The sequence below is a fragment of the Massilia eurypsychrophila genome (assembly GCF_002760655.1).
Taxonomy (GTDB): Bacteria; Pseudomonadota; Gammaproteobacteria; order Burkholderiales; family Burkholderiaceae_D; genus JAFCUW01.
Genome location: NZ_PDOC01000025.1, coordinates 36,030 through 57,297, shown reverse-complemented (window position 1 = coordinate 57,297; position 21,268 = coordinate 36,030). Strand labels below are relative to the sequence as shown.

Below are 21,268 nucleotides of genomic sequence, written 5' to 3'. Positions count from 1 at the left end.
CTTCAGTAGTGTTTTGTTATTTGTGGTGATTGTTCGGTTAAATCGGTGTTGCTTTCGGCGCCGCCGGATCGGCAACCGGCGCCGGCGACAGCGCCGGCGTCAGCACCGGTGTCGCCGCCGGGGTAGTCGTCGCCGGCGTCATCGCCGGCAGCGCCTGGGCCGGCACGATCTGCTCGACCTTGGTCTTCACCTGGCTCGACGGCATGTCGGCCTGCTTCTCGATTTTCGGCGCCGACGCGGCGCGTTCCTGGTCGGCGTTCTTGCATTCGTTGGCCAGCTGGCGGTTCAGCTTCGAGTCGAGCAGCATGCCCTTGGCGGGGATGCCGATCCAGATCAGGCCGAACGTCTTGTTCTCGAAGCGCTGGGCGCCGGTGGTGGTGCCGATGCGGTCGAGGCGGTGGATCCGCTTCTTCCAGCGCAGCGCGATGTGCGTGTTGTCCTTGTCGTTGGTGAAAATGGTCAGCTTGTTGCCAAGTTCGCAGTTGTAGTCGGAGGTGACGGTGTCGGTGATGTCGGCGTCCGGACCGTCGGGGATAGCCGCATCTTCGGCTTTCGGGTGCGCGCGCGCTTTCGGTTCGGCCTTCGCTTTCGCCTTGACGGCTTTGGCCGGCTTCTTGTCGTCGGCGGCAACTGCAGCCGGCATGGTCAGCAGGCTTGCGGCGGCCAGGGCGAAACCGCAGGCGGCCAGGGATTTGGACAATAGTGTGGTCATGTTAGATAGGTTCCGGTTGGGAGTCTTGGTTGACCATCGCCGCCGCCGCATCCGGCAAGGCCAGGCCGGCCAGTCTGGCGCGTTGCAACACCGTCCAGTAGTAGCGATAGCTGGCGCGGTCGTGCAGCCGGCCATTCTGGGCGATCGGGCCCCAGTTTGCGTTGATGGCTTCGGTAAGGATGTTGGTCGCTTCGTTCACTTCCGACACGCGCGGCGTGAAAGCCTTGATGATCGGCTTGATCTGGTTCGGATGAATGCTCCACATGCGCGTGAAACCGAATTCTGCGCCAGCGCGCTGGGCGTCGTTGGCGACCACCGCGGTGTCCTTGATTTCGGTCGTCACATTATGCGACGGTACCTTGCCATGCGCGTGACATGCCGCAACGATCTCCAGCTTTGCGCGCACCACCAGCGGGTGCGCGAACTGGCCTGGCGTACGCATCGCGTTGCCGGGAATGGCGCCGTAATGGGCCGAGACAAAATCCATGATGCCGAACGACAGGCACTCGACCTGGGGCAGCGCGGCGATGTCCCAGCAATCGCGCAAGGCGCCGTGGGTTTCGATCAGCACGTGGATCGGCAGCGCGGCGCGCCCGGCCGGCACGGCGTAGCGGTTGACGAATTCGATCATGCGCACGACGTCGGCCAGGTTCTCCGCCTTCGGCAGCACGATGTAGGCGAGCTTGCCGGCGCAGGCGCCGACGATGGTGGCGACGTCGCCGGCAAAGTGGGCGCTGGCGCTGTCGTGCACGCGCACGCCGATGCGGCCGAAGCGGTTCGCTTCATCGCCCACCAGCGCGGCCACCAGCAGCGCGTGCTCCTTCTCCGCGCCGGCGGCGGCGCCGTCCTCGCAGTCGAAGGTGATGTCGAACAGGGCGCCGAGTTCCTGCTGCAACGCCAGCGACTTGCGCATCAGCTTTTCGGAGCCGGCGTAATGGTCACAGGCCGGCAGCAGCAATGGCTGGCGTTTGCCTTGGAATAGGACTGCGGAAGGGTGCATGGATGTTCTTTGAGATGCCGCGTGCGGCAGTGCTTGAGTTACAGCTTCGGTTACAGATTGAGATACAGCAGCGCCCGTGCCGCTCGGGGCGGCACGGCGCGTGCGGCGAACTGGTGGGCTGTCAGGCGCCACGAATCTGCCGCGGTGTTCGCTTAGGCCAGCAAATGGGCAACGCCGTCGCGCTCTTCGGTCAGTTCCTTGAGCGTCAGGTTGATGCGCTCTTGCGAGAACTCGTCGATGGCCAGGCCCTGGACGATGGTGTACTCGCCATTTTCAACCGTGACCGGGAAGCCGAACATGGTCTCTTTCGGGATGCCGTACGAGCCGTCCGACGGGATGCCCATCGTGGTCCACTTGCCGCCGGTGCCGAGGTGCCAGTCGTGCATGTGGTCGATCGCCGCGTTGGCCGCCGATGCCGCCGACGACAGGCCGCGCGCTTCGATGATGGCGCCGCCGCGCTTGCCGACGGTCGGCAGGAACGTGTCGCGGTTCCAGGCGTCGTCGTTGATCGACTCTTTGACCGACTGGCCGTCGATGGTGGCGAAACGGTAGTCGGCGTACATCGTCGGCGAGTGGTTGCCCCACACGCACAGCTTCTCGATCGACGCGACCGGCTTGCCGGTCTTGGCGGCGATCTGCGACAGCGCGCGGTTGTGGTCCAGGCGCAGCATGGCGGTGAAGTTCTTGGCCGGCAGCGACGGCGCCGATTTCATGGCGATGAATGCGTTGGTGTTGGCCGGATTGCCCACCACCAGTACCTTGACGTTGCGCGAAGCGACGGCGTCGAGCGCCTTGCCCTGCACCGTGAAGATCTGCGCGTTCGCTTCCAGCAGGTCCTTGCGTTCCATGCCCGGGCCGCGTGGACGGGCGCCGACCAGCAGCGCGAAGTCGGCGTCCTTGAACGCGGTCATCGGGTCGCTGTGCGCGGTCATGCCGGCCAGCAGCGGGAAGGCGCAGTCGTCCACTTCCATCATCACGCCCTTGAGCGCTTTCTGGGCTTTCTCGTCAGGGATTTCCAGCAGTTGCAGGATGACCGGCTGGTCTTTGCCGAGCATGTCGCCGTTGGCGATGCGAAACAGCAGCGAATAGCCGATCTGGCCGGCGGCGCCGGTTACTGCAACGCGCATTGGGGTTTTAGCCATGAGAATCTCCAAAGTGGGAAAGAAATCGGTCGATGCCGAGGATACGCTTGTTCTGGGAAACTGCAATCATACCAAAACCGAACGCCTTTCGGCCGCTGCAGAGGAGGGCCGTGCAAGGTCCGCGCATGCCGGATCGACCGCTACTGTAGGCCGGGTTGGCCCATCTGTCAATTTATATCATATGTCTTATATAAGACACATAACCGGGCCGTTTTTGCTGGACGCCGCTGGGCAATTGTGTTGAAATCTTGGTCTATGAACCCACTACCGTCCCATCCGCCAGGCGATGGCAGCACGCCAAACGGGGCCGCCGGTTCGACTGCCGCCGCTGCCGGCAACCTGCCCACCTTCAGCCCGCTGTACCAGCAGATCAAGGCCCTCATCACGCAAAGCCTGCAATCGGGCGAGTGGAAGCCGGGCGAACTCATTCCCAGCGAAGTCGAACTGGCCGCCCGCTTCAAGGTCAGCCAGGGCACGGTGCGCAAGGCCATCGACGAGCTGGCGGCGGAAAACCTCGTCATGCGGCGCCAGGGCAAGGGCACCTTCGTCTCGACCCACCATGAAGAGCGCGCCCACTTCCGCTTCCTGCGCCTGATGCCCGACACCGGCGTGCCGCACCATCCCGACAACCGCATCCTCGACGTGCGGCGCCAGAGCGCGCCGGCCGAAGTGGCGCAGCTGCTCAGCTTGAAATCGGGCGACGCCGTCATCTACATCAAGCGCCTGATGTCGTTCGACGGCGCGCCCACCATCCTCGAGGAGCTGTGGCTGCCCGGGGCCATCTTCAAGGGCCTGACCGCCGAGCGGCTCGACCAATACAAGGGCCCGATGTACGGCCTGTTCGAGTCCGAATTCGGCACCCGCATGATCCGTGCGTCGGAAAAAATCCGCGCCGTCGGCGCCGACCCCGCCGCCGCCGAACTGCTCGGCGTGGCCGAAGGCACGCCGCTGTTGTGCGCCGAGCGCGTCTCGTTTACGTACGGCGACAAGGCGGTCGAACTGCGCCGCGGCCTGTACCTGACGGCGCACCACCATTACCAGAACGACCTGTCGTAGCGCCGCGCGGCGAACAGCAGGGCACTTCAGGCCCGTGGCGCCGGTCCGACAGAGGCGATGGCAGCGGGTCAGGCGCCTGCAGGAATGCGCTGTTGGTATTAAAATAGATTGGTTTTGAGAAAAAGAACCGATATCGCGATTTAGATATTGGTGCAGTGCATGAAATCGGCGAAAATTGCGGGTTTTCTAATTTTGTTCAGTCAGTTTAAGGGAGGTGTAGTCATGTCCGAAGCCGTGAGAGAGGTCCCAAAAAAACAGCGGCCGCAATTTCGTAACATCCACGTTACCGAGTTGTCCAATTACCGCATGACGATGGCGTCCATCGTCTCGATCCTGCACCGCATCAGCGGTTTCCTGATTTTCGCATCGCTGCCGTTGATCCTCTACATGTTCCAGCAGAGCCTGCTGTCGGAAGACACCTTCAAGTACTTCGCCCGTATCGCCTCCCATCCGCTGGTCAAGCTGATCATCCTGGCGCTGTGCTGGGCCTACTTCCACCACTTCGCCGCCGGCGTGCGCCACCTGTTCATGGACGTCCACTTCGCCCTCGAAAAAGAGTCGTCGCGCCAGAGCGCCGTCGCCGTTCTCGCGATCAGCCTGTTCCTCACTTTCGTCACCGCCCTCAAATTGTTCGGAGTATTCTGAGATGGCTCACAATAACAACATCGGCCCGAAGCGCCTCGTCGTCGGCGCCCACTACGGCATGCGCGACTGGCTGGCCCAGCGCGTCACCGCCATCGTCATGGCGATCTACACGTTCACCTTGCTGTTCGCTTTCCTGAGCGGCAACAACTTCACCTATGAAGGCTGGGCCGGCCTGTTCGCCGCCCAGTGGTTCAAGCTGTTTAGCCTGGTGACCTTCGCGGCGCTGTTCTACCACGCCTGGGTCGGCATGCGCGACATCTGGATGGACTATGTCAAATCGGTCGGCCTGCGCCTGACCCTGCAAATCGTCTGCATCGTGTGGCTGGTCGTCTGCGCCGCCTGGACCGTACAAATACTCTGGAGTGTGTAACCGTGGCAGCTACTAAAACTGCAATTCCTACCCGCCGCTTCGACGCGGTCATCATCGGCGCCGGCGGTTCGGGCATGCGCGCGTCCCTGCAGCTGGCCGAGGCCGGCCTGAACGTGGCGGTGCTGTCGAAAGTGTTCCCGACCCGCTCGCACACCGTGGCGGCGCAGGGCGGCATCGGCGCCTCGCTCGGCAACATGAGCGAGGACGACTGGTACTGGCACATGTTCGACACCGTCAAGGGCGGCGACTACCTGGGCGACCAGGATGCGATCGAATTCATGTGCCGCGAAGCGCCGAAGGTGGTCTACGAGCTCGAGCACTTCGGCATGCCGTTCGACCGCAATCCCGACGGCACCATTTACCAGCGCCCGTTCGGCGGCCACACCGCCAACTTCGGCGAGAAGCCGGTCCAGCGCGCCTGCGCCGCGGCCGACCGTACCGGCCACGCGATGCTGCACACGCTGTACCAGCGCAACGTGCGCGCACGCACCCAGTTCTTTGTGGAATGGATGGCGCTGGACCTGATCCGCGACGCCGACGGTGACATCATCGGCGTTGTCGCGCTCGAGATGGAAACGGGCGAATGCATGATCCTGGAAGCAAAAACGACCATCATGGCCACCGGTGGGGCGGGTCGCATTTTCGCCGCCTCGACCAACGCCTTCATCAATACCGGCGACGGCATGGGCATGGCCGCGCGCGCCGGCCTGCCGCTGCAGGACATGGAGTTCTGGCAGTTTCACCCGACCGGCGTCTCCGGCGCCGGCGTGCTGATCACCGAAGGCGTGCGCGGCGAAGGCGGCATCCTGATCAACAGCAACGGCGAGCGCTTCATGGAGCGTTACGCGCCGACCCTGAAAGACCTGGCGCCGCGCGACTTCGTGTCGCGTTCGATGGACCAGGAAATCAAGGAAGGTCGCGGCTGCGGCCCGAACAAGGACCACGTGCTGCTCGACCTGCGCCACATCGGCGCCGAGACGATCGCCAAGCGCTTGCCGTCGATCCTCGAAATCGGCCACAAGTTCGCCAACGTCGATGCCACCAAGGAACCGATTCCTGTCGTGCCGACGATTCACTACCAGATGGGCGGCATCCCGACCAACATCCACGGCCAGGTCGTCGCACCAAAAGACGGCAACCCGGTGGCAGTGGTCAATGGCCTGTACGCGATCGGCGAGTGCGCCTGCGTATCGGTGCACGGCGCCAACCGCCTCGGCACCAATTCGCTGCTCGACCTCTTGGTGTTCGGCCGCGCCGCGGGCAACCACGTCGTCGCGTCGAACCTGAAGCAAAAAGAGAACAAGCCGCTGCCAGCGGGCGCCGCCGAGTACGCGATGAACCGCCTGAACGCGCTTGAAAATTCGACCGGCACTGAGAAGGTGCAGGACGTCGCCAACGCGATCCGCGCCGCGATGCAAAAGTACTGCGGCGTGTTCCGTACCGACGAATTGCTCAAGCAGGGCTTCGACGAGATCATGAAGCTCGACGCCCGCGTCAAGAACGTTTCGTTCAAGGACAAGTCGAAAGTATTCAACACCGCGCGCGTCGAAGCGCTCGAGCTCGACAACCTGATCGAGACCGCCAAGGCGACCATCACCTCGGCCGTGGCGCGCAAGGAATCGCGCGGCGCCCACGCCCACAGCGACTATCCGACCCGCGACGACGACGTCTGGATGAAGCACACGCTGTGGTTCTCGCAAGGCAACCGCCTCGAGTACAAGCCGGTGATCACCAAGCCGCTGACGGTCGATACCTTCAAGCCAAAACCACGTACATTCTAAGTAGGCCAGACATGACACGCACAGTAAAACTGAAGATCTACCGCTACGATCCGGACACGGACGCCAAGCCGTACATGCAGGACGTCACCGTCGAACTGCAGGACAACGACAAGATGCTGCTCGACGCGCTGCAGCGCATCAAGTCCGACGTCGACGACTCGCTGTCGCTGCGCCGCTCGTGCCGCGAAGGCGTCTGCGGATCGGACGCGATGAACATCAACGGCAAGAACGGCCTGGCCTGCACCACCAATCTGAACGAACTGACCCAGCCGATCGTGCTGCGTCCGCTGCCAGGCTTGCCGGTGATCCGCGACCTGATCGTCGACATGACGCAATTTTTCAAGCAGTACGATTCGATCAAGCCGTACCTGGTCAACGAATCGATCCCGCCGGAAAAAGAGCGCCTGCAAACGCCTGAACAGCGCGAAGAGCTAGATGGCCTGTACGAGTGCATCCTGTGCGCTTGCTGCTCGACGTCGTGCCCGTCGTTCTGGTGGAATCCGGACAAGTTCGTCGGCCCGGCCGGCCTGCTGCAGGCCTACCGCTTCATCGCCGACTCGCGCGACGAAGACACCGGCGCGCGCCTGGACAACCTGGAAGACCCGTACCGTCTGTTCCGCTGCCACTCGATCATGAACTGCGTCGATGTCTGCCCTAAAGGATTAAATCCTAACAAGGCGATCGGCAAGATCAAGGAACTGATGGTCCGCCGCGCCGTGTAATACGGCAATATAAATATAGTAATACTACCGTACTGCCGAATCCGGGCAGGCGGAGTATGATGTTGACCCAAACGACGGACTCTAGTGTGACTACGCATCAATCCGACCCGGCCAACCGCGCCCGCCTTCGCTGGCGCAGCCGCCGGGGACTGCTCGAAAACGACCTGATCCTGACGCGCTTTCTCGATGCGCACGAGGAGACGCTGAGCGATGATGAAGTCGACGCACTGACGCGCTTGCTCGATCTGGCGGACCGCCCGCTGATGGACCTGATCCTGGCGCGCGCCGAGCCCGAAGGCGAGATTGACCTGCCGCACGTGCGCGCCCTGGTGGCGCGGCTGCGGCAAGCGTAGCAACTGATTCGTAATTTAATTGTAGACCCGCATCCTAAGAAGGAAGTGCCATGAATATCTCCGATACCAAAGCCACCCTGTCGTTCTCCGATGGCAGCGCGCCGATCGACATGCCGATCTACAAAGGCACGGTAGGCCCGGACGTCATCGACATCCGCAAACTGTACGGCCAGACCGGCAAGTTCACCTACGACCCTGGCTTCATGTCGACGGCCGCCTGCAATTCGGCCATCACCTACATCGACGGCGACAAGGGCGAGCTGCAATACCGCGGCTACCCGATCGAGCAGCTGGCGGAGAGCTGCGACTTCCTCGACACCTGCTTCCTGTTGCTGAACGGCGAACTGCCGAATGCGGAGCAGAGCAAGAAATTCGACGAGACCGTCACCAAGCACACGATGGTGCACGAGCAGATGCAATTTTTCTTCCGCGGTTTCCGCCGCGACGCGCACCCGATGTCGGTACTGGTCGGCACCGTCGGCGCGCTGGCGTCGTTCTACCACGACTCGCTCGACATCAACGATCCGCATCACCGCGAAGTGTCGGCAATCCGCCTGATCGCCAAGATGCCGACGCTGGTCGCGATGGCCTACAAGTACTCGCTCGGCCAGCCGTTCGTCTACCCGCGCAACGACCTGTCGTACAGCGCCAACTTCATGCGCATGATGTTTGCCAATCCGTGCGAAGAGTACGTCGTCAACGACGTGCTGGTGCGCGCGCTTGACCGCATCCTGATCCTGCACGCCGACCACGAGCAGAATGCGTCGACGTCGACGGTTCGCCTGGCAGGTTCGTCCGGTGCCAACCCGTTCGCCTGCATCGCAGCGGGCATCGCCTGCCTGTGGGGCCCGGCGCACGGCGGCGCCAACGAAGCGGCCTTGACGATGCTGAAGGAAATCGGCAGCGTCGAGAACATCCCGGCCTTCATCGAAAAGGTGAAAGACAAGAACTCCGGCGTCAAGCTGATGGGCTTCGGTCACCGCGTCTACAAGAACTTCGACCCGCGCGCCAAGCTGATGCGCGAAACTTGCCACGAGGTGCTGGACGAACTGGGCCTGCACGACGACCCGTTGTTCAAGCTGGCCATGGCGCTGGAAAAAATCGCGCTGGAAGACGAATACTTCGTGTCGCGCAAGCTGTACCCGAACGTCGACTTCTACTCGGGTATCGTGCAGTCGGCGCTGGGCATTCCGGTGTCGCTGTTTACCGGTATCTTCGCGATGGCCCGCACCGTCGGCTGGATCGCCCAGTGGAACGAGATGATCGCCGATCCGGAGCAAAAGATCGGCCGTCCGCGCCAGCTGTTCATCGGTTCGCCGCAGCGCGACGTGCAGCCGATCGACAAACGCTGATCAGCGTTCGTCGCATCGACAAAAAAACGAGCTTCGGCTCGTTTTTTTTATTTTGCGAGTCCTCTCGTGAGCACAAAGCGAAGCCCATGTCTGACTAAGTCCGCCGAACCCCAGCATGCAGTCGCACTAAGGTCCAGGGGTATCCGACACGTCCGGCTTCCAGGCAGCGACTATCGGACATTTGGCAAAGCGCTTTCTGAATCAACCCCTACACTTGCAGCTTATGTTTGACCGAAAGGTTGATGCTATGCAGAGTGAAGAACAAGGTATGATCTGCGGAAAGCGACTTAAGGAATTGCGCAATGGGCGGCACCGTGCGAGGAAGCAGGCCGCCGCCAGGATCAAGCTTGACTCGGACGCACAGCGGGTGGGAGAAAATCCGGCTCGGGTCAGGGGCAAGTCATGAGCGCCGAACTGCTGCCGCTGGAAACGATTATCTCGCGCATCGTGTTGCTGCGCGGCCAGAAGGTCTTGCTTGATGCCGATCTAGCTGCGCTCTACGGCGTGGAGACGCGCCGACTGAACGAACAGGTGCGGCGTAACCTGGAACGATTCCCGGACGATTTCATGTTCGAGGCCAGCGAGGAGGAGTTCGGTAACTTGAAGTCGCATTCTGCGACATCAAGTTGGGGTGGCCGACGCAAGCTGCCGCTGGCGTTCACCGAGCACGGCGCCATCATGGCGGCCACGGTGCTCAAGTCGGCGCGTGCAGTTGAGGTGTCGGTTTACGTGGTGCGAGCCTTCGTCCGGCTGCGCGAGTTGGTCGTGTCAAATAAGGAACTGGCCTTGCGCTTGGACGACTTGGACAGCAAGATCGAGCTTATGTCCATGAAACACAACGCCTTCGAGAACAACGCGCGAGTGCAGTTGAAACAAATTTTCGACGCGATCCGCGAATTGATGGCGGCTCCCGAGCCAACGCAAAAGCGGCCCATTGGCTTTGTTATTCCCGACTATACTCCAGCCAAACCCTGATCATTATCGCGACCGTCCGCACCGTCGGCTGGATCGCCCAGTGGAACGAGATGTTCGTCGATCCTGAGCAAAAGATCGGCCGTCCGCGCCAGCTGTTCATCGGTTCGCCGAAGCGCGACGTACAGCCGATCCACAAACGCAAATCGCATTTGCCGCATCCAAAAAAGCGAGCTTCGGCTCGCTTTTTTGTGTCCAAGAAGCTTTCGTGCAAACGGCGGGGGCTTTGTGATCTTTCTTCGCATTTCGGATGAGATTGCGTTGCGGCTCGAAAAACTAGCCGAGCGGACGGGACGCAGCAAGGAGTTTCATGCGCGCCAAGCGATCCTTGAGTACCTCGACGACCAGGACGACCTCGCGTTGGCTGAACAGGTCAAGCGTCGTATCGATAGCGGTGAAGAACGAACCTGGTCGCTCGATGAAGTCGCGGCTCGCCTGGGATTGGACTAAGCGTCCGCGTTGTTCCGGATGGGCTGAACGTTCTTTGGTGTCTCGGCAGAAATCGCCACTCTGCCAATCCGTCGAAATCTGAAGCGACGTCGTCCTCGCGCACGCGGGGATCCAATTTCGCATGCATAGTGTCGACAATTGCAGGGATCGTCTGCCTTGGCTGCTCGGCGAAAATGGGATCCCCGCGTTCGCGAGGACGACGTTGAGATTTTATTCTCAGTTCGTAGGTCGCGATTTCTGCATATGCCGCATGGCGAACATCGGTTCGGCAGGGTGGTGCGGCCGCGCGTATGTACATGCCTTTCTTTCGCAATTCGAGGTGCGAATTTTCTAACATTGTAGGTGTACAATCTTTTGATTCCACAACACTTTTCTGACGGATCGAGGATTGTATGAAGACTTTGGTTTCTCTGCTCACAGCGCTGCTGCTCAGCGTCTGCACCGTCGCGGCGGCCGCGCCGCCAGCGTCCTACTTTTCCAACCAGGGACGCACCGACGTGCTGACCGGCGGCGTCAGGATGATTCCAATTAGTACGCCGAAGGGCACCTTCAAGGTCTGGACCAAGCGCGTCGGCAATAACCCGACCATCAAGGTGCTGCTGCTGCACGGCGGCCCCGGCATGACGCACGAATACTTCGAAGCATTCGACAGCTACTTTCCCGGCGCGAGCATCGAGTACTACTACTACGATCAGCTCGGTTCGTTCTACAGCGACCAGCCGGACGATCCGTCGCTGGTGAACCTGCCGCGCTACGTCGACGAAGTCGAGCAGGTGCGCAAGGCCCTCGGCCTCGACCGCAAGAATTTCTTCGTGCTGGGCCACTCGTGGGGCGGCATCCTGGCCATTGAGTACGCTCTGAAGTATCCGCAGAACCTGAAGGGCGTCATCGTGTCAAACATGATGGCCAGCATCCCGGCCTACAACGTCTACGCCGAAAAGGTGCTGATGCCGGCGATGGACCAGAAGGTGCTGGCCGAGGTCAAGCAGCTCGAGGCGCAGGGCAAGTACGAAGACCCGCGCTACATGGAGCTGCTGATGCCGCATCACTATGCCCACCACGTGCTGCGCATGGCGCCGGACAAGTGGCCGGAGCCGGTGCTGCGTTCGACCAGACACATGAACCCGAAAGTCTACATCCCGATGCAAGGCCCGAGTGAACTGGGCGCCAGCGGTGCGCTGCTCGAATGGGACCGCGTGGCCGACCTGCCAAAGATCGGCGTGCCGCTGCTGTCGATCGGCGCGCGCCACGACACGATGGACCCGGCGCACATGAAGATGATGGCGGCCAAGGTCAAGCGCGGCCGCTACCTGTATCTTCCGGACGGCAGCCACATGGCGATGTACGACGATCAGCAGAAATATTTCGACGGCGTCATCCGCTTCCTGCGCGACGTCGACGCCGGTCGCTTCTAACCTGAAGGAGCCGCAATGAAACGACTGATCCTGGCGTGCTGTTTGTTGCTCGCAAGCGCCGCCGGCCTGGCGCAGCCGGCCGATGCGGCCCTCAAGAAGCAGGTCAACGCGTTTGTCGACGAGTGGCATGAGGACGCCGCCAACGCGCGCCTGGCATTCTTCGACAAGATCGCCAAGGACGGCGTCTACATCGGCACCGACAAGACCGAGCTGTGGCACCGCGACGAATTCAAGGTGTGGGCCAAGCGCTTCTTCGAACGCAAATCGGCGTGGACGTTCAAGGCCATCAAGCGTAACGTCTACGCGTCGGCCGACAAGCACATCATCTGGTTCGACGAACTGCTCGACACGCAAATGGGCATCTGCCAGGCCAGCGGCGTGATCCACCGCACGGCGACCGGCTTCGAAATCGAGCACTATCAGCTCTCGATTGCCGTTCCCAACGACGTCGCCGGCGAAGTCACCAAGCTCATCAAGGAATACGAGGCGAAGCCACCGGCGGCAAAATAGCATCAGGAGTTTCGACTTGGCCACCCAACCTGCCTACACCGGCCGCTTCGCGCCTTCGCCCACCGGTCCGCTGCACGCCGGCTCGATGGTCGCCGCGCTGGCTAGCTATCTCGACGCGCGCGCCCATCACGGCCGCTGGCTGGTGCGCATCGAAGACGTCGATGAAGGCCGCAGCGTGGCCGGCACCGCCGACGACATGCTGGGCCTGCTGCATCAGCTCGGCATGCAGTGGGACGGCGACGTGGTCTGGCAAAGCCGCCGCGGCGCGCTCTACCAGGCCGCCTTCGACCAGCTCGGCTTTCATGCCTATCCGTGCGGCTGCAACCGCCGCGAAATTGCCGACTCGCGCCTCGGCACCGCGCCGGACGGTTCGGCCATCTATCCGGGCACTTGCCGCCAGGGACTAGGCGCCGGCAAGAGCATGCGCAGCCTGCGCCTGCGGGTGCCTGAAGCGGGCGCCGACCTGATCGAATTTGCCGACCGTTTCGCCGGCCCGATCGCGCACCACCTGGCGCAGGACGCCGGCGACTTCGTGCTCAAGCGCGCCGACGGCTTCTGGGCCTATCAGCTGGCAGTGGTGGTCGACGACGCACAGCAGGGCGTCACCGACATCGTGCGCGGCGCAGATCTGCTCGATTCGACCCCGCGCCAGATCTACCTGCAACGCCTGCTCGGCCTGCCGACGCCGCGCTATCTGCATGTGCCGGTGCTGCGCAACGAACACGGCGAGAAGCTGTCGAAACAGACCGGCGCTGCCGCGGTGGCGCCGCGCAACGAGGCCGAAGCGGTGGCCGTGCTGCTTGCCGCCGCGCGTGGGCTCGCCCTGCCGCTTGAGCGCGCCGGGTCGCTGGCCGGGTTCTGGCGCGCCGCCGTGCCGGCGTGGGCGGCGCTGCTGCAGGATCGCGCCGACGAGTTGTGCGACTAAGATGTTTAGGAACAGGCATGATGCCGCAAAGAAAAAAGGAACGTCATGAACACCAACTATTTCGTCGTGCCCCTGTTGCTCGCGTGCGGCGCCGCGTCGGCGCAGGATGTCTCGCTGCTGGCCGGCACGCTGAACAACACGATGGTGCATGAACGTTCGTTCGCCGCCCAGCTCGGGCTTTCCCAGCGCTTCAGTCCCTACACGTCGGTCGGCGCCGAGTACTTCAACGAAGGCCATCCGAGCAAACATCACCGCGACGGGTTGACGGCGCAATTCTGGCTGCACACGCCGATCCCGGAACGCGGCGCTTCGTTTGCCGTCGGCCTCGGCCCCTACTATTTCTTCGACACCACCACTGGCCTTGGCCACGCAAGCGATTACCGCAACGTGCACGGCTGGGGCAGCATGGCGAGCGTCAGCATGAAGTGGCACCTGGCGCAGCGAACCTACATTGAAGTGCGCGCCAACCATGTCGCCGCGCACGGCAAGGGCAATTCCAATAGCGTGCTGATCGGCATGGGCTACGAACTGCGCAATGTCCCAGACCATGTGCGCGACCTCAACCAGGAGCCGGGCGACCGCATGTTGATGCTCCAGTTCGGCCAGGCCATCGTCAACAGTTTCGAATCGGAGCGCGCGCGTGCGCTGGGCGTCGAATACCGCGGCACCGTCACCCAGAACATGGAATGGAGCACCGCTTATCTGAGCGAAGGGCGGGTCGGGGTGGTAGAGCGCCGTGGCGTGACCGGCCAGCTGTGGCTGCTGCGCCCCTTCACCGACCGCACCGTCGTCGAACTAGGCGTCGGCGGCTACCTGATGCGCGACCGCATTGACCGCTCCGACGCGAGCGAAGCTTCGTTCACCAGGCTGGTGCCGATCGTCACGATCGGTGCACGTTACCGGCTCAGCCCGGACTGGCGCGCCCAGTTGAGCTGGAGCCGCGTGGTCACCTCGTATCACCGCGATTCGGACGTGCTGCTGTTAGGCGTCGGCAAGATGTTCTGACGTGTCCATAGTCGCTTCACGCCGGCGGTTGGGACGCGTCGTCTTTCTTGACCTTCGGATTTTTCATGATCGTGATTTCGCCGCCCGCTTCGAGAAAGGCGCACTGCATTTCCTCGAGCGAGCAGTCCGCTTCGCGCAGCGCTTCCTCCAGGTCGGATTGACCCAGCCGCGCTTGTTTGACGACCTTGTCGAAAAACTTGCCGTCGCGGCCGAGCAGCACCGCAGTGCCGTCGACCAGCTGCGATAGCTTGCGGCTGCGCGACGACGCCAGCGCCACCAGCATGTTCAGCCCGATCAAGGTGGCCGCGATCAGCAGCCCGCCGGTCAGCGAACTGTCGCCGCCGGACAGCGAATTTGACACCGCTTCGCTCAGCAGCATGACCACCAGCAGATCGAACGGGGTGAACTGGCCCACCGTGCGCTTGCCCGATATGCGCACCATCACCAGCAGCGCGATATACACGATCGCGCCGCGCAGCATAAACTCCCACCAGGGCAGGTCCATGTCGAACATATGAGCCTCCGATCAATGTTTGACATATTGTAAAGATATCCCGCGCGGCGACACTTTTCAATAGTGCGCGCTGCAACGCGCTATTTGTCGCGGTCGAGGATCGCCTGGATCTCTTCGCGTTCCTTGTCCGTGACGTGGCCGCGCAGCGCCGCCAGCACCAGGTCCTTGCCGGAGCCGGAAAACGCCTTGTGGATCAGGTCCTTGATCAGGCCGGTCTGCAGCGAGTCCTGCGGCTGGGCCGGCGCGTAGATGTGCGCCCGCTCGCGCTCGTCGCGCGTCAGCAGCCCTTTGGTGTGCATTACCTGCAGCAGCCGCAGAACCGTCGCGTACGCCATGTCCGGCCGGCTCGCCACCGCGCCCTGGTGGACCTGCTTGGCCGTGGCCGGGCCCAGCTGCCAGAGCAGCCGCAGCATCTCCAGTTCGGAGGCGGTCGGTTTCGGTGGGGCGGGGCGGTTGGTCATCGGGGCAGGCGGAGCGGATGGAATAGATCTAGAATAAATTATCTACTTCCGGATGTCCATCACAATCGGCGCGCGACTAGCCAGGCTTCACTTGTTCAGCGTGTAGGAGTGCAGGATGAACCGCATCGTCTCCTTGCGTTTTTCGCAAGTGCCGGTCATGGTTTCGCCTTTGGCGATGACATGCGTCAGCGTTGTGCCCGCGCTCTTGCCGGCGCAGGCGGCATGCGCGGCGGCGGGGACGGCCGGTATCGGTGGCGGCGCGGGCGGCGCCGGTGGCATCGGCAGGACGGGCGGCACTGGCGGCGCTGGCGGTGCGGGCGGCGTCGGGCACCCGGCATCCTCCGACGCATTGCAGTTGTGCTGGTAGTTGTCGGTGGCGGTGGCGGCGGCGGTGGCGGTAGTGAGCGTGGCGGCCAGCAGCAGTGCGATGGTTTTCATGATGTGTTCTCCGTGGTTGATTGATCGGCTTCGGTCCAATGACTGCAGTGTGGCGGCCGATTGTGGAGAAAACGTGGAGGGCGCTACAGGTCCAGCCGGTAACCGAGACCGTAGATCGAATGGATCGCGTCGCAGTCGGGCAGGGCGGCAGCGAGCTTGCGGCGCAGGTTCTTGATATGGCTGTCGACGGCGCGGTCGGTCGCCTCGAGGTTGCCCTGGCAGGCCAGGTCGAGCAGCTGGGTGCGGGAAAACACCTGGCCGGGACGGCGCGCCAAGCCGGCCAGGATGCCAAACTCGGTCGGCGTCAGCTCGAGCGGGCGGCCGTGGATGCAGATGCGCTGGCCCGCTTCGTCGACGCTGATCGCACGCTCGGGCGCGGCGCCGCCCGAGCGCCGCAAAATCGCCTTGATGCGCGCCATCAGCTCGCGCGGACTGAACGGCTTGCACAGGTAATCGTCGGCGCCTGCCTCCAGCCCGAGCAGGCGGTCGATCTCTTCCACTTGCGCCGTCACCATCACGATCGGCACCTCGCTAAATGCGCGCACCGCGCGGCACAGCGCCAGCCCGTCCAGGCCCGGCAGCATAAGGTCGAGCACGACGAGGTCGGGTGCGCCGGCGCGAATCGCCGCCAGCGCGATGGCGCCGTCGCCGAACACCGTGCCTTGGTAGCCGGCAGCGCGCGCGTAGTCCGCCACCAGCGCAGCCAGTTCGGGTTCGTCCTCCACGATGAACAGTCGCGCGCTCATGGCTTGGCCAGCGGTAGCGACAGCAGCACCCGCAAGCCGCCCAGCGCGGAATGGGAAAATGCCAGTTCGCCGCCATGGGCTTCGGCGATGCGGCGGCACAGCGCCAGGCCAAGGCCGGCGCCACCATGCTCGCGGCTGCGCGAGGCCTCGACCCGGTAGAACCGTTCCGACAGGCGCGCCAGCGCTTCGTCCGGCACCGCCGGTGCGCTGTCGTCGAGCGTGATGCACAGCCGTGCGCCGTCGGCGTGCGCCCGCAGCGACACGCTGCCGCCCGGCGCCGTATAGCGTACGCAGTTCTCGAACAGGTTGGCAAACAGCTGGCGCATGCGCTCCGGATCGGCCATCACCACCGCGTCAAGCGGTGCGGCGCCGGCGTCCAGGCGCAGTCCGGCCGCACCGAGCTTGTGCTCGAACGCCGCCGCCTGCTCGCACGCCAGCTGCCACAAGTCGGTGGCCGCGCGCTGGTACGACGGCTCACCGAGGTCGGCGCGCGCCAGCGCATACAGTTCGTCGATCAGCTTGTTGAGCGACAGGGCCTGGCGCAGCATCGCCGCCACCGCCTCCGGGCTGGCCGTGCGCACGCCGTCCTCGATCGCTTCGAGCTGCGCGCGCAGCACCGACAGCGGCGTGCGCAGCTCATGCGAGGTATCGGCCACCCACTGGCGGCGCGACACCTCGGCCGATTCGAGCTGGTGCGCCAGCTGGTTGAAGCTGTGCGCCAGGTCGCCCAGTTCGTCGCTGCGCCCGAGCCCGAGGCGCACCTCGTAGCGGCCTTTCGCCAGTTCGCGCGCCGCCGTCGCCAGGCGCCCGATCGGCTTGCGGAAATGGGCAGCGAGCAGCATCGCCGCGGCGGCCGAGAGCACCATGCTGGCGCCGACGATCGCCAGCAGGCTTTCGCTGAGCTGCTGCAGGAAGACGCTGGCCAGCGCATCGCTCGGACGCTGCGCGCGGCTGACCGCCAGGTAGCCGATCGGCCCGCCCGCGGCGTCGCCGATGCGGCGCCGCGCCGCCGGCGCGGCGCCGGGCGGGCGTCCGGCCAGGTAGGCGCCGGCACTGTCGAGCAGCGTGATGCGCGCCGGCAGGGCGGGTTGTTCGACGCCTTCGCCAGACGCTGGCGCATCGGCGACAATCCGCGGCGGCGGCAGTGGCGGCAAGGGTGGCGCCGGCGGTACAGGCGGCGCCGCCGGCGCCGCGGCGAGATCGGCCATTCCAGCTGCCGCGCCGGCCGGCGCAACGGGCTGCACCGGCGCTACCGGCGCTGCCAGGCGCTGCTGCTGCAGCCGCCCCAGTTCGTGCGCGATCCAGTGCCTGCGGCCTGCCGCATCGGCCGGCAGGAAGCTCCAGCCGGCGTGTTCGCGGTAGTGCCGCGCCAGCGCGCCGGAGAGTTCGTCGAGCCGGTCCAGCTCGATGTTGAGCGCGTATTCGCCGAAGCTGTCGGCCACGTTCTGGCGCATCAGGGCGATGGCGCTGGCGGCAACGGCGAGAATGGCCAACAGGACCGAGGCAAACAGGCGGTGTCCGATCGATATGCGCAAAATGTGAACTCGAAGGCCATGAAAAACATGAGTGTAATAGCAACAGCGTGGCGCAGCGTGCAATTTTTCGCCGCTACGCTCGACAGCGTGTCCTCTGCTCATAAGATGTTGCGTTACAATATGCGTGCTATTGTGAAGGGCTTTCCAAACAATTCCGCAGTATCAAATGTCCTTCCCCACAACTTGATGTGCAATCCGCTAACCGGTCAGGCCGTGTCGCGGAAGGTTAGATTAACCCGCCAATTTCGCGAAGCGCGAATGAAAGGTGAGCAAGATGATGCAGAAACAGACAGAGAACTCGTATCTGTTCGGCGGCAACGCGCCGTACGTAGAAGAACTGTACGAGAACTACCTCGACAATCCAGGCTCGGTGCCGGAAAACTGGCGCTCGTACTTCGACTCCATGCAGAACGTGCCTGCGGTCGACGGTTCGAACAAGCCCGACGTCGTCCACTCCTCCGTGATCGCTTCCTTCGCCGAGCGCGCCAAGGCCGGCCCGATCCGCGTGGTCGCCGCTTCCGCCGACGCCGAGATGGGACGCAAGCGCGTCGCCGTCACCCAGTTGATCGCCGCTTACCGCTACCTCGGTTCGCAATGGGCGAACCTGGATCCGCTGCAGCGCCAGGAGCGTCCGGAAATTCCGGAGCTGCAGCCCGGCTTCTACGGCTTCACCGATGCCGACATGGACATCGTTTTCAACATCAGCAATACCTACTTCGGCCAGGAAACGGCGTCGCTGCGCGACCTGCTCAACTTCCTGCGCGACACCTACTGCCGCGCCATCGGCGCCGAGTTCATGTACATCAGCGACCCGGCCGAAAAGCGCTGGTTGCAGGAAAAGCTCGAATCGATCCGCTCGACCCCTAACTTCAGCGCCGAGAAAAAGTTGCACATCCTCGACCGCCTGACCGCGGCCGAAGGCCTCGAGCGCTACCTGCACACCAAGTACGTCGGCCAGAAGCGCTTCTCGCTCGAAGGCTCCGAGACGTTCATCGCCTCGATCGACGAGACGATCCAGCGCGCCGGCGAAAACGGCGTGCAGGAAATCGTCATCGGCATGGCCCACCGCGGCCGCCTGAACGTGCTGGTCAACACCCTCGGCAAGTCGCCGCAGGACCTGTTCGAAGAATTCGAAGGCAAGCACGGCGACGACCTGCCGTCGGGCGACGTCAAGTACCACCAGGGCTTCTCGAGCGATATCTCGACCGCCGGCGGCCCGGTCCACCTGTCGCTCGCTTTCAATCCCTCGCACCTCGAGATCGTCAACCCGGTCGTCGAAGGCTCGGTCAAGGCGCGCATGGACCGCCGCGGCGACAAGGTCGGCTCGCAAGTGCTGCCGATCCTGGTGCACGGCGACGCCGCCTTCGCCGGCCAGGGCGTGGTAATGGAAACGCTGAACCTGGCGCAAACGCGCGGTTACGGCACCGGCGGCACCGTCCACATCGTCATCAACAACCAGATCGGCTTCACCACGTCCGATCCGCGCGATGCCCGCTCGACCTTGTACTGCTCCGACGTCGTCAAGATGATCGAAGCGCCGGTCCTGCACATCAACAGCGACGACCCGGAAGCGGTCGTGCTGGCGACCCAGATCGCGATGGACTACCGCGTCCAGTTCAAGAAGGACATCGTCCTCGACATCGTCAGCTACCGTAAGCTCGGCCACAACGAGCAGGACACCCCGGCGCTGACGCAGCCGCTGATGTACAAGAAGATTGCCCAGCACCCTGGCACCCGCAAGCTGTACGCCGACAAGCTCGCGGCGCAAGGCACCATCGCCGCCGACACCGGCGACAAGATGGTCGCCGCTTTCCGCGACGCGATGGACGCCGGCAAGCACACGGTCGATCCGGTCATCTCCAACTTCAAGAACAAGTACGCGGTCGACTGGCTGCCGTTCCTGAACAAGAAGTGGACCGACAGCGCCGACACCGCCGTGCCGATGACGGAACTCAAACGCCTGGCGCAGCGCATCACCACCGTGCCGGAAGAATTCAAGGTCCACTCGCTGGTCGAGAAGGTGCTGGGCGACCGCGCCAGCATGGGCCGCGGTGAGCTCAACCTCGACTGGGGCATGGGCGAGCACCTCGCATACGCGTCGCTGGTTTCGTCCGGTTACGCGATCCGCCTGACCGGCCAGGACGCCGGCCGCGGCACCTTCGTGCACCGTCACGCGGTACTGCACGACCAGAACCGCGAACGCTGGGATGCCGGCACCTACGTGCCGCTGGCGAACGTGTCGGAAACGCAGGCGCCGTTCACCGTCATCGACTCGGTGCTGTCGGAAGAAGCGGTGCTCGCATTCGAGTACGGCTATTCGACCGCCGAACCGAACACCCTGACCATCTGGGAAGCGCAGTTCGGCGATTTCGCCAACGGCGCCCAGGTCGTCATCGACCAGTTCATCAGCTCCGGCGAAGTCAAATGGGGCCGCGCTTCTGGCCTGGTGATGATGCTGCCGCACGGTTACGAAGGCCAGGGCCCGGAGCACTCGTCCGCGCGTCCCGAGCGCTTCCTGCAGCTGTGCGCCGACAACAACATGCAAGTGGTGCAGCCGACGTCCGCGTCGCAGATCTTCCACTTGCTGCGCCGCCAGATGGTGCGCCAGTTCAGGAAGCCGCTCGTCATCATGACGCCGAAGTCGCTGCTGCGTAACAAGGACGCCGGCTCGCCGCTGTCGGACCTGGCCAAGGGCGCGTTCCAGACCGTCATCGGCGAAGTCGATGACAAGATCGACGCCAGGAAGGTCAAGCGCGTGATCGCCTGCTCCGGCAAGGTCTACTACGACCTGGTCAACGCCCGCAAGACGCGCGGGCAGGTCGACACCGCCATCATCCGTGTCGAGCAGCTCTATCCGTTCCCGCACAAGGCATTCGCCGCCGAGCTCAAGAAGTTCTCGAACGCGACCGAGCTGGTATGGGCGCAGGACGAGCCGCAGAACCAGGGTCCGTGGTTCCAGATCCAGCACAATATCTTCGAAAGCCTGGAATCGGGCCAGCGCCTCGCGTATGCGGGCCGCCCGGCTTCGGCCTCGCCTGCGGTCGGTTACTACGACAAGCACTACGCGCAGCAGAAGGATTTGTTGGAGACGGCATTTTCGAAGCTCAAGGGTTTCGTCCTGACCAAGTAAGCACGGCGCGCCCCGTCCCAAGCGGGGCGCCGCA

General features: G+C 63.5%; 22 protein-coding genes and 1 pseudogene. 15 read left to right on the top strand and 8 right to left on the bottom strand.

The window, feature by feature from the left end:
* Positions 1-37 precede the first annotated feature (37 nt).
* From CR105_RS23980 to CR105_RS23970, 3 genes are all read right to left on the bottom strand, one after another.
* Entirely contained in the window at positions 38-712 is a 675-nt protein-coding gene (locus tag CR105_RS23980; RefSeq protein WP_307189652.1) for a hypothetical protein, read from the bottom strand.
* A 1-nt stretch (position 713) separates the two neighbouring features.
* The gene (locus CR105_RS23975; RefSeq protein WP_099792952.1) at positions 714-1,712 is read right to left on the bottom strand and encodes an HpcH/HpaI aldolase/citrate lyase family protein; all 999 of its coding nucleotides are present in this window, start codon (positions 1,710-1,712) and stop codon (positions 714-716) included.
* A 152-nt stretch (positions 1,713-1,864) separates the two neighbouring features.
* The gene (locus tag CR105_RS23970) at positions 1,865-2,854 is read right to left on the bottom strand and encodes a malate dehydrogenase (RefSeq protein WP_099792950.1); all 990 of its coding nucleotides are present in this window, start codon (positions 2,852-2,854) and stop codon (positions 1,865-1,867) included.
* Positions 2,855-3,109: 255 nt separating this feature from the next.
* On the opposite strand from CR105_RS23970, the gene CR105_RS23965 reads away from it, so the two are divergent.
* The 14 genes and pseudogenes from CR105_RS23965 to CR105_RS23895 all read left to right on the top strand — a co-directional run bounded on the left by CR105_RS23965 (position 3,110) and on the right by CR105_RS23895 (position 14,410).
* Positions 3,110-3,910, top strand: coding sequence for a GntR family transcriptional regulator (locus CR105_RS23965; protein WP_099792948.1), 801 nt, complete (start codon positions 3,110-3,112; stop codon positions 3,908-3,910).
* Between the two features lie 222 nt (positions 3,911-4,132).
* Entirely contained in the window at positions 4,133-4,555 is a 423-nt protein-coding gene (sdhC, locus tag CR105_RS23960; protein WP_099792946.1) for a succinate dehydrogenase, cytochrome b556 subunit, read from the top strand.
* 1 nt (position 4,556) lies between these two features.
* Positions 4,557-4,925 (top strand): succinate dehydrogenase, hydrophobic membrane anchor protein, encoded by a 369-nt coding sequence (gene sdhD, locus CR105_RS23955; RefSeq protein WP_099792944.1) that lies wholly within the window; start codon positions 4,557-4,559, stop codon positions 4,923-4,925.
* 2 nt (positions 4,926-4,927) lie between these two features.
* Positions 4,928-6,706 (top strand): succinate dehydrogenase flavoprotein subunit, encoded by a 1,779-nt coding sequence (gene sdhA, locus CR105_RS23950; protein WP_099792942.1) that lies wholly within the window; start codon positions 4,928-4,930, stop codon positions 6,704-6,706.
* A gap of 11 nt (positions 6,707-6,717) precedes the next feature.
* Positions 6,718-7,428: a succinate dehydrogenase iron-sulfur subunit gene (locus tag CR105_RS23945; RefSeq protein ID WP_099792940.1), complete on the top strand. Its 711-nt coding sequence runs from the start codon at positions 6,718-6,720 to the stop codon at positions 7,426-7,428.
* Between the two features lie 59 nt (positions 7,429-7,487).
* Positions 7,488-7,781, top strand: coding sequence for an FAD assembly factor SdhE (locus tag CR105_RS23940; RefSeq protein ID WP_099792964.1), 294 nt, complete (start codon positions 7,488-7,490; stop codon positions 7,779-7,781).
* Between the two features lie 50 nt (positions 7,782-7,831).
* Positions 7,832-9,133, top strand: coding sequence for a citrate synthase (locus CR105_RS23935; RefSeq protein ID WP_099792938.1), 1,302 nt, complete (start codon positions 7,832-7,834; stop codon positions 9,131-9,133).
* A gap of 402 nt (positions 9,134-9,535) precedes the next feature.
* Positions 9,536-10,108, top strand: a complete 573-nt coding sequence (locus tag CR105_RS23925) for an ORF6N domain-containing protein (protein ID WP_099792934.1) — start codon at positions 9,536-9,538, stop codon at positions 10,106-10,108.
* 8 nt (positions 10,109-10,116) lie between these two features.
* Positions 10,117-10,248: pseudogene (gene gltA, locus CR105_RS29515) on the top strand (citrate (Si)-synthase); the annotation flags it as partial.
* Between the two features lie 85 nt (positions 10,249-10,333).
* Entirely contained in the window at positions 10,334-10,555 is a 222-nt protein-coding gene (gene relB / locus CR105_RS23915; protein ID WP_099792930.1) for a type II toxin-antitoxin system RelB family antitoxin, read from the top strand.
* A 392-nt stretch (positions 10,556-10,947) separates the two neighbouring features.
* Positions 10,948-11,970 carry a proline iminopeptidase-family hydrolase gene (locus tag CR105_RS23910; protein WP_099792928.1) on the top strand — a complete coding sequence of 341 codons (1,023 nt, stop codon included), beginning with the start codon at positions 10,948-10,950 and terminating at the stop codon, positions 11,968-11,970.
* Between the two features lie 15 nt (positions 11,971-11,985).
* On the top strand, positions 11,986-12,480 hold the full coding sequence (locus CR105_RS23905) for a nuclear transport factor 2 family protein (RefSeq protein WP_099792926.1): 495 nt from the start codon (positions 11,986-11,988) through the stop codon (positions 12,478-12,480).
* A 16-nt stretch (positions 12,481-12,496) separates the two neighbouring features.
* Complete coding sequence (gene gluQRS / locus CR105_RS23900; RefSeq protein ID WP_099792924.1) at positions 12,497-13,405, top strand: tRNA glutamyl-Q(34) synthetase GluQRS; 909 nt, start codon at positions 12,497-12,499, stop codon at positions 13,403-13,405.
* Positions 13,406-13,450: 45 nt separating this feature from the next.
* Positions 13,451-14,410 carry a hypothetical protein gene (locus CR105_RS23895; RefSeq protein ID WP_099792922.1) on the top strand — a complete coding sequence of 320 codons (960 nt, stop codon included), beginning with the start codon at positions 13,451-13,453 and terminating at the stop codon, positions 14,408-14,410.
* Positions 14,411-14,426: 16 nt separating this feature from the next.
* Here CR105_RS23895 and CR105_RS23890 read toward each other — a convergent pair whose 3' ends face one another.
* The 5 genes from CR105_RS23890 to CR105_RS23875 all read right to left on the bottom strand — a co-directional run bounded on the left by CR105_RS23890 (position 14,427) and on the right by CR105_RS23875 (position 18,104).
* A complete protein-coding gene (locus tag CR105_RS23890; RefSeq protein ID WP_099792920.1) occupies positions 14,427-14,924 on the bottom strand; it encodes a DUF421 domain-containing protein in 498 nt (165 codons plus the stop codon).
* A gap of 80 nt (positions 14,925-15,004) precedes the next feature.
* On the bottom strand, positions 15,005-15,385 hold the full coding sequence (locus CR105_RS23885) for a BlaI/MecI/CopY family transcriptional regulator (protein WP_099792918.1): 381 nt from the start codon (positions 15,383-15,385) through the stop codon (positions 15,005-15,007).
* Positions 15,386-15,472: 87 nt separating this feature from the next.
* Positions 15,473-15,823, bottom strand: a complete 351-nt coding sequence (locus CR105_RS28525; protein ID WP_180288298.1) for a hypothetical protein — start codon at positions 15,821-15,823, stop codon at positions 15,473-15,475.
* Between the two features lie 83 nt (positions 15,824-15,906).
* Complete coding sequence (locus CR105_RS23880; protein WP_099792916.1) at positions 15,907-16,569, bottom strand: response regulator; 663 nt, start codon at positions 16,567-16,569, stop codon at positions 15,907-15,909.
* Positions 16,566-18,104: an ATP-binding protein gene (locus CR105_RS23875; RefSeq protein WP_099792914.1), complete on the bottom strand. Its 1,539-nt coding sequence runs from the start codon at positions 18,102-18,104 to the stop codon at positions 16,566-16,568. The genes CR105_RS23880 and CR105_RS23875 overlap by 4 nt, the downstream gene beginning before the upstream one ends.
* Positions 18,105-18,378: 274 nt before the next feature.
* Between CR105_RS23875 and CR105_RS23870 the strand changes: the two genes are divergently transcribed.
* Positions 18,379-21,234: a 2-oxoglutarate dehydrogenase E1 component gene (locus CR105_RS23870; RefSeq protein ID WP_099792912.1), complete on the top strand. Its 2,856-nt coding sequence runs from the start codon at positions 18,379-18,381 to the stop codon at positions 21,232-21,234.
* Positions 21,235-21,268 lie beyond the last annotated feature (34 nt).

Excerpts from the sequence above, each read along its gene's own strand:
- CR105_RS23980 (WP_307189652.1), bottom strand. The coding sequence starts at position 712 with ATGACCACACTATTGTCCAAATCCCTGGCCGCCTGCGGTTTCGCCCTG.
- CR105_RS23910 (WP_099792928.1), top strand. The coding sequence starts at position 10,948 with ATGAAGACTTTGGTTTCTCTGCTCACAGCGCTGCTGCTCAGCGTCTGC.
- CR105_RS23975 (WP_099792952.1), bottom strand. The coding sequence starts at position 1,712 with ATGCACCCTTCCGCAGTCCTATTCCAAGGCAAACGCCAGCCATTGCTG.
- CR105_RS23905 (WP_099792926.1), top strand. The coding sequence starts at position 11,986 with ATGAAACGACTGATCCTGGCGTGCTGTTTGTTGCTCGCAAGCGCCGCC.
- CR105_RS23965 (WP_099792948.1), top strand. The coding sequence starts at position 3,110 with ATGAACCCACTACCGTCCCATCCGCCAGGCGATGGCAGCACGCCAAAC.
- CR105_RS23885 (WP_099792918.1), bottom strand. The coding sequence starts at position 15,385 with ATGACCAACCGCCCCGCCCCACCGAAACCGACCGCCTCCGAACTGGAG.
- CR105_RS23870 (WP_099792912.1), top strand. The coding sequence starts at position 18,379 with ATGATGCAGAAACAGACAGAGAACTCGTATCTGTTCGGCGGCAACGCG.
- CR105_RS23970 (WP_099792950.1), bottom strand. The coding sequence starts at position 2,854 with ATGGCTAAAACCCCAATGCGCGTTGCAGTAACCGGCGCCGCCGGCCAG.
- sdhC (WP_099792946.1), top strand. The coding sequence starts at position 4,133 with ATGTCCGAAGCCGTGAGAGAGGTCCCAAAAAAACAGCGGCCGCAATTT.
- CR105_RS23925 (WP_099792934.1), top strand. The coding sequence starts at position 9,536 with ATGAGCGCCGAACTGCTGCCGCTGGAAACGATTATCTCGCGCATCGTG.
- CR105_RS23940 (WP_099792964.1), top strand. The coding sequence starts at position 7,488 with ATGTTGACCCAAACGACGGACTCTAGTGTGACTACGCATCAATCCGAC.
- CR105_RS23895 (WP_099792922.1), top strand. The coding sequence starts at position 13,451 with ATGAACACCAACTATTTCGTCGTGCCCCTGTTGCTCGCGTGCGGCGCC.
- CR105_RS23890 (WP_099792920.1), bottom strand. The coding sequence starts at position 14,924 with ATGTTCGACATGGACCTGCCCTGGTGGGAGTTTATGCTGCGCGGCGCG.
- sdhD (WP_099792944.1), top strand. The coding sequence starts at position 4,557 with ATGGCTCACAATAACAACATCGGCCCGAAGCGCCTCGTCGTCGGCGCC.
- CR105_RS23935 (WP_099792938.1), top strand. The coding sequence starts at position 7,832 with ATGAATATCTCCGATACCAAAGCCACCCTGTCGTTCTCCGATGGCAGC.
- CR105_RS23945 (WP_099792940.1), top strand. The coding sequence starts at position 6,718 with ATGACACGCACAGTAAAACTGAAGATCTACCGCTACGATCCGGACACG.
- CR105_RS23880 (WP_099792916.1), bottom strand. The coding sequence starts at position 16,569 with ATGAGCGCGCGACTGTTCATCGTGGAGGACGAACCCGAACTGGCTGCG.
- CR105_RS28525 (WP_180288298.1), bottom strand. The coding sequence starts at position 15,823 with ATGAAAACCATCGCACTGCTGCTGGCCGCCACGCTCACTACCGCCACC.